The sequence below is a fragment of the Brevibacillus sp. NL20B1 genome (assembly GCF_018195675.1).
Taxonomy (GTDB): Bacteria; Bacillota; Bacilli; order Brevibacillales; family Brevibacillaceae; genus Brevibacillus; species Brevibacillus aydinogluensis.
In genome coordinates, this window is record NZ_JAGTPT010000018.1 from 88058 (window position 1) to 94776 (window position 6719).

The 6719-nt window shown below is 58.6% G+C and carries 5 protein-coding genes, 1 other RNA gene and 1 other annotated feature; all 6 genes read left to right on the forward strand.

Features of this window, described 5'->3' with window-relative positions:
- Positions 1 to 5: 5 nt before the first annotated feature.
- Positions 6 to 389 (forward strand): hypothetical protein, encoded by a 384-nt coding sequence (locus KDN35_RS13455; RefSeq protein ID WP_212132936.1) that lies wholly within the window; start codon positions 6 to 8, stop codon positions 387 to 389.
- A 90-nt stretch (positions 390 to 479) separates the two neighbouring features.
- Positions 480 to 2003 (forward strand): coproporphyrinogen III oxidase, encoded by a 1524-nt coding sequence (locus tag KDN35_RS13460; RefSeq protein ID WP_171565429.1) that lies wholly within the window; start codon positions 480 to 482, stop codon positions 2001 to 2003.
- 88 nt (positions 2004 to 2091) lie between these two features.
- Positions 2092 to 2346 (forward strand) — a binding site (T-box leader).
- 89 nt (positions 2347 to 2435) lie between these two features.
- Positions 2436 to 3716 (forward strand): histidine--tRNA ligase, encoded by a 1281-nt coding sequence (gene hisS, locus KDN35_RS13465; protein ID WP_212132934.1) that lies wholly within the window; start codon positions 2436 to 2438, stop codon positions 3714 to 3716.
- Between the two features lie 51 nt (positions 3717 to 3767).
- On the forward strand, positions 3768 to 5555 hold the full coding sequence (gene aspS / locus KDN35_RS13470; protein WP_212132935.1) for an aspartate--tRNA ligase: 1788 nt from the start codon (positions 3768 to 3770) through the stop codon (positions 5553 to 5555).
- A gap of 50 nt (positions 5556 to 5605) precedes the next feature.
- A non-coding RNA gene (gene ssrS, locus KDN35_RS13475) (6S RNA) lies at positions 5606 to 5788 on the forward strand.
- Positions 5789 to 5888: 100 nt separating this feature from the next.
- Positions 5889 to 6641 (forward strand): tRNA threonylcarbamoyladenosine dehydratase, encoded by a 753-nt coding sequence (locus KDN35_RS13480; RefSeq protein ID WP_171565426.1) that lies wholly within the window; start codon positions 5889 to 5891, stop codon positions 6639 to 6641.
- Positions 6642 to 6719: the final 78 nt, after the last annotated feature.

Here is a 6719-nt window from a genome sequence, read left to right on the forward strand (position 1 = left end):
TTTCCATGATAGTAAAAGTCGATCGCATGCATGATTTGCCAAGTTATACCTTCGGCCTTTCCCCTGCTTTTTCCTGCATTATCCGACAAACTTCTTTTGCAATTGCGAATCGTTGCGCTCAAAACGGCACACCTGGCTCCGCCTCGCTTATGCTTTTCTCCGGACGCGGCCATACTAGGGATTGGAGCATACATCGAGAAAGCGAGGAGAACAAAGTGAGACAATCCAACAAGGAAGCATTTGCCCAGGAAGCCAATCGGCGTCTGTTTTCTGTCGATTTCCACGATTTTCTGGAGAAAGAATCCGCGCTCACCGACGTGGAATTGTCGAGGGAATTCGACATCAGCGTGCGGGATGTACGGACTTTGCGGCGAAAGCTGCACTCATGACGCGATGTTTTTGCACCGGCCGATTCGGTTGACCCGGCTTTTCAGGTCGGATAAGATGAAGGGTGGCATACTGAAAAGCAGGTGGAACCGATGATACAAGTCAAATGTGAAGGACATGCATTCGAGCGGGAAATCGCCTTGATTCTCGCTTTGTTTTACGAAGACCCGGAGATCGCCTACGTGGACGAATGGAGCGGCGATGAGGGAGTACGCATCCGGATTGCTCTGTCAGAAAGGGACGGCAGTGTATCGGCGGAGGGCGAGCTGTTGGCCGGAGGGCGCCGGTTTGTCCACAGCGCTGAGAGACAGACTGCCGGCCTGGATGAGATAGGGAAGCGGAAAGTCGCCAAGCAGGCGGTCAGCTACGTCCTGCTGGTCATGCTGGAGGAGTTCACCGGCATGGAGCAGGGCTGGGGCATCCTGACCGGCATCCGCCCCACCAAGTTGCTGCATCATCTGCTCTCTTCCGGCGCCAGTCAGGAAGAAGCACACCGCCGGCTGCGGCAGGACTTCATGGTCCGGCCATACAAGCTCCGCCTGCTGCAGGAGATTGTCGACCGGCAGCTGCAGGTGGTGCCTGATTTGTACCGGATCGACCGGGAGCTGTCCGTCTACATCGGCATCCCGTTTTGTCCCACCAAGTGCGCCTACTGCACCTTTCCCGCCTACGCCATCCGCAGCCACACCGCCTCCGTCAATCCGTTTCTGGAAGGATTGCATTACGAGATGGAACGGCTGGGCGAGTGGCTGAAGCGGCATGACATGCGGATTACCTCCGTGTACTTTGGAGGCGGCACGCCGACCAGCATTACAGCCGAAGATCTGGATCAGCTGTTCGACAAGATGCACCGCTCGTTTCCGCACATGGCTGATGTGCGCGAGCTGACCGTGGAAGCGGGACGGCCCGATACGATCACGCGGGAAAAGCTGGCGGTGATGAAGCGCTGGAACGTGGACCGGATCAGCATCAACCCGCAGTCGTTTACCCAGGAGACGCTCCATGCAATTGGCCGCCACCACACGGTCGAGGAGACAATTGAAAAGTACCATCTCGCCATGGAGATGGGGCTGACCAACATCAACATGGACCTGATCATCGGCCTGCCCAACGAAGGACTGGCTGAGCTGGAACACAGCCTGCGGGAAGTGGAAAAACTGATGCCCGCCTCGCTGACGGTGCACACCCTCTCGTTCAAGCGGGCGTCCGAGATGACGCAAAACAAAGAGCGCTACAAGGTAGCCAGCCGGGAGGAGATCAGCCGGATGATGGAGCTGGCGTCGGAGTGGACGAAAGCCCACGGCTACCATCCGTACTACCTCTACCGGCAGAAAAACATCCTCGGCAACCTGGAAAATGTCGGCTACGCCCTTGACGGCCGGGAGAGCATCTACAATATCATGATCATGGAAGAAGTTCAGACTATCCTGGGGCTGGGTTGCGGCGCCGTGTCCAAGCTGATGGCGCCCGGCAGCGGCAAGCTGACGCGCTGGCCCAATCCCAAAGACCCCAAGACGTACAACGAAACCTACCGGAAACTGACGGAAGAAAAGCTCCGTGATCTCGATCAGGTCTACTTTGGGACCGCAGCCGCACCTGCGCAGCAGGCGGAGTAGCCGGTGGAAAAAGTTTTACCGAGCGCCTGTTGACGGCGGATTGGCGGTTTGCTATGATTTTCATTAAGCTTTCACGATAGATCAATTGTCTGATCTGATGACGGGAACAAGTACCCAGGAGACGGATAGCCAGAGAGGAAGCGCCGCGGCTGAGAGCGTTTCTCTATAACGGCCTGGCGAATGACATCCCCGAGGACCGTCGGTGAACGGAAAAAACGGCGCAATTTCGGTCGCCATCCCAGTAACCGGCAGGCGTACGCCGGCGTTAACGGCCAACAAGCGGGACTCCCTGTCGGAGTCCAATCAGGGTGGCACCACGGGAAAACCATCTCTCGTCCCTGACATGTCCGGACGGCATGTCGGGCGGCGGGAGATTTTTTATTTTGCTTACCAACGTTCCTGCGGGAACAGACAATGGAGGTTTCAGGCAAGATGACAAGGATTCAAATTCCCCGCGGTACGCAGGACATCATGCCCGGTACCGTGGAGCTGTGGCAGTACGTCGAGGCCAGGGCCCGCGACCTTAGCCGCCGCTACAATTATCAGGAAATCCGCACGCCGTTGTTTGAGAGCACGGAGCTGTTTCAACGCGGCGTGGGCGAAACCACGGACATCGTGGAAAAGGAGATGTACAGCGTCTCCAATCCGCGAAGCGACGACGCGCTGACACTCAGGCCGGAAGGGACGGCCGGCGTGGTGCGCGCCTATGTCGAGCACAAGCTGTACGGGCAGCCCAACCAGCCGGTGAAAGTGTACTACCTGGGCCCGATGTTTCGCCATGAACGTCCCCAGGCCGGACGCTACCGCCAGTTTGTCCAGTTTGGGGTGGAGGCGATCGGCTCCAGCGATCCGGCGATTGACGCGGAAGTGATCGCGCTGGCGATGCGATTCTACCAGGAGATGGGACTGACGGGCTTGAGCGTGGAGCTGAACAGTGTCGGCACCCTTGAGGACCGCGCCCGCCACCGCGAGCACCTGCTCGCCCACCTGAACGGCGTCCGCAGCGAGCTGTGCGCCGACTGTCAATCCCGCATTGACCGCAACCCGCTGCGCGTGCTGGACTGCAAAAACGAAAAATGCCGGACGCTGACCAAGGACGCACCGTCCATTCTCGACTACCTGAGCGACGAGTCCGCTGCCCACTTTGAGGCGGTCAAGGGCTATCTGAGCGCGCTCAACATCCCGTACACGGTCAATCCGCGGCTGGTGCGGGGACTGGATTACTACACCCTGACGGCATTTGAGATCAAAATGGCGGAAATCGGCGCTGTCGAAACGCTCTGCGGCGGCGGCCGTTACAACGGGCTTGTGGCCGAACTGGGCGGCGAAGACATGCCGGGCATTGGCTTTGCGCTCAGCATTGAGCGGCTGCTGCTCGCGCTGGAAAAGCAGGGCGTCCAGCTGCCTGTGAGTGGGGGGATTGACTGTTTCGTGGCGATCCAGACCCCTGATGCAAAGCAGGAGGCATTCATCCTCGTCGACGAGCTGCGCCGCGCCGGGGTGTCCGCCGATCTGGACTACCTGGATCGCAAAATGAAGGCGCAGTTCAAGCAGGCCGACCGGCTGGGTGCCGCTTATACGGCGATTATCGGCGAGGCGGAGCTGGCAAACGGCACGGTCGTCCTCAAGGAGATGGCGACCGGCGAACAGCAGGAAGTAAAGCGCGACCAGGTCGCCGCCGTGCTGGCCGAACGACTGGCGGCACGCGCATAACAAAATGGTTCAGTATAATTCGCAGAGATGAAGAGTGGAGGAATACCGAAGATGACGTGGCAATACCGTACCGTGCATTGTGGAGAAGTAAGCAAGGAACACATCGGTCAGGAGGTCGTCCTGAATGGCTGGGTGCAGAAACGGCGCGACCTGGGCGGAGTGATTTTCATCGACTTCCGCGACCGGACCGGCATCGTGCAGATCGTGTTCAACCCGGAATATAACAAAACAGCGTGGGAAATCGCCGACAAGGTCCGCAGCGAATACGTGCTGGCCGTAAAGGGAACCGTGGTCAAGCGCGATCCGGAAGCGGTCAACCCGAAGCTGAAAACCGGCGAAGTGGAAGTGCACGTCGCCGAAATCGAGGTTCTCAATGATGCGAAGACACCGCCGTTTGTGATCGAAGACGAGATCGACGTGGATGAGCAGGTCCGACTCAAGTACCGCTATCTGGACCTGCGCCGTCCGGAGATGCAGCGCGCTCTGCTGCTGCGCAGCAAGGCGTCCAAGGCATTCCGCGACTTTTTGGACAGCCGCGGCTTCGTTGAAGTGGAGACGCCGATCCTGACCAAGAGCACACCGGAAGGGGCGCGCGACTACCTGGTGCCGTCCCGCGTACATCCGGGCGAATTTTACGCGCTGCCGCAATCGCCGCAGTTGTTTAAGCAGCTGCTGATGATCTCCGGCCTGGAGCGCTACTACCAGATCGCCCGCTGCTTCCGCGATGAAGACCTGCGCGCTGACCGTCAGCCCGAGTTTACCCAGGTGGACATCGAGACGTCGTTCTTGTCCATGGAAGAGCTGCTGCCGATGATGGAGCAGATGGTCGCCCACGTTTTCAAGGAAACGATTGGCGTGGACGTTCCTACGCCGTTCCCGCGCCTTACCTATGCGGAAGCGATGGCCCGCTACGGTTCCGACAAGCCGGACATCCGCTTCGGCATGGAGCTGACGGACGTGTCCGATCTCGTGGCCAACTGCAATTTCAAAGTATTCGCCGGTGCCGTCGCTACCGGTGGCCAGGTAAAAGCGATCAATGCCAAAGGATGCGGCCACTACTCCCGCAAGGAAGCGGACGATCTGGGCAAATTCGCGGCCCGCTACGGGGCGAAAGGGTTGGCCTGGATGGGCTTCAAGGACGGCGAGGTGAAAGGGCCGATCGCCAAGTTCTTCTCTGCGGAAGAAATTGACGCGCTGAAACAGCGGCTGGCAGCGGAAGAAGGCGACCTGCTTCTGTTTGTGGCCGACAAGCCGAAAGTGGTGGCAGACGCGCTGGGCGCACTGCGTTCCAAACTGGGTGAAGAGCTTGGCCTGATCGACCACAGCAAGTTTGCCTTCCTGTGGGTGGTGGACTTCCCGCTGTTGGAATGGGACGAAGAAGCGCAGCGCTACGTCGCCCTGCACCATCCGTTCACGCGTCCGAAAGACGAAGACCTGCATCTGTTTGAAACCGACCCGGGACAGATCAGGGCACAGGCGTATGACATGGTGCTCAACGGCTACGAGCTGGGCGGCGGTTCGATGCGGATTTACAAGCGTGACGTGCAGGAAAAAATGTTCAAGGCACTCGGTTTTTCGCAGGAGGAAGCGCGCAAGCAATTCGGCTTCCTGCTGGATGCCTTTGAATACGGCACGCCTCCGCACGGCGGCATTGCCCTCGGTCTGGACCGTCTGGTCATGCTGCTGGCCGGCCGCAACAACCTGCGCGAAGTCATCGCCTTCCCGAAAACGGCAAGCGCCAGCGACCTGATGACGGACGCACCGGGACAAGTATCGCCGCTGCAGCTTGCCGAACTGAACATCACCACCACGGTCAAGGAAGAAGACGAGCAGGAATAAGCGTACTTGCACAGGCGCATTCGCCTCTGATACATTGGTTATACTGAAGAATAGCCCTGCGATGCCCGTGACTTCCGAATAGTTTTGAGCCACAAACACATTCATGGGAGTCTGCCGTCCCACCCGCGAGGACACGCCTCCATCGAGTGGACGTCCGGAACGGTTGGGCGAGACACCCACCTGCCAGGCGCAGGTTCAAAACTTCAGGAGCTGCACGGCATTATGGGGCTCCTTTTTTGCCCGGGATTCCTACTTTTCCAATGATCATTACAGCGGGCAAGAGGGAGAAGCCGGGTCGTACAGATCGTGTGAGAGGAAGAGGTTGACGGAAACATGCTTCATCAATTTTCCCGTTGTGAGCTGGCCTTCGGTCCCGAGGGCTTGGAAAAAATGAAAAACAGCACCGTCGCCGTGCTGGGCATCGGCGGCGTCGGTTCGTTTACGGTGGAGGCATTGGCCCGCACTGGCGTCGGCAAGCTGGTGCTGGTGGACAAGGACGTGGTGGACATCACCAACATCAACCGGCAGATTCACGCCACCCTGCATACCATCGGCCAGCCAAAGACCGAGCTGATGAAGGAGCGCATCGCTGCGATCAATCCGGAGTGCGAAGTGGTCACACTGAACATGTTTTACAACCAGGAGACGGCCGATCAGCTTTTCGCCCACAAGCTGGATTACATCGTTGACGCGATGGACCTCATGACGGCCAAGCTTCACGTGATCCAGGAGGCGAAGCGGCGCGGCATTCCGATCGTCTCCAGCATGGGGGCGGCGAACAAGATGGACCCGACCCGGTTCGAAGTGGCTGACATTTCCCAGACCAGCTACGACCCGATCGCCAAGGTGATCCGGCGCGAACTGCGGAAAAAAGGCATCCACAAAGGCGTCAAAGTGGTGTATTCCAAAGAAATTCCGGTAACGATCCGCGAAGACGTGCGTACCCAGATTGCCGATACCAATTCGCCGATCAGCAAGGCGCGCCGTCCCCCGGCAAGCAACGCGTTTGTGCCTTCCGTTGCGGGGCTGATTCTGGCCAGCGTCGTCGTCCGCGACATACTGGACTGGCAGCCGGCAAAAGGATAACCCAAGGAAAAGCTGCTGCGAAAAGGACGCAAGCTTTTTTGACTGCAGACATAATGATACAAAACCCACTACCAGCTT

Coding starts and splice junctions, on each gene's coding strand:
- aspS (WP_212132935.1), top strand. CDS start 3,768: ATGACGTGGCAATACCGTACCGTGCATTGTGGAGAAGTAAGCAAGGAA.
- KDN35_RS13455 (WP_212132936.1), top strand. CDS start 6: ATGATAGTAAAAGTCGATCGCATGCATGATTTGCCAAGTTATACCTTC.
- hisS (WP_212132934.1), top strand. CDS start 2,436: ATGACAAGGATTCAAATTCCCCGCGGTACGCAGGACATCATGCCCGGT.
- KDN35_RS13480 (WP_171565426.1), top strand. CDS start 5,889: ATGCTTCATCAATTTTCCCGTTGTGAGCTGGCCTTCGGTCCCGAGGGC.
- KDN35_RS13460 (WP_171565429.1), top strand. CDS start 480: ATGATACAAGTCAAATGTGAAGGACATGCATTCGAGCGGGAAATCGCC.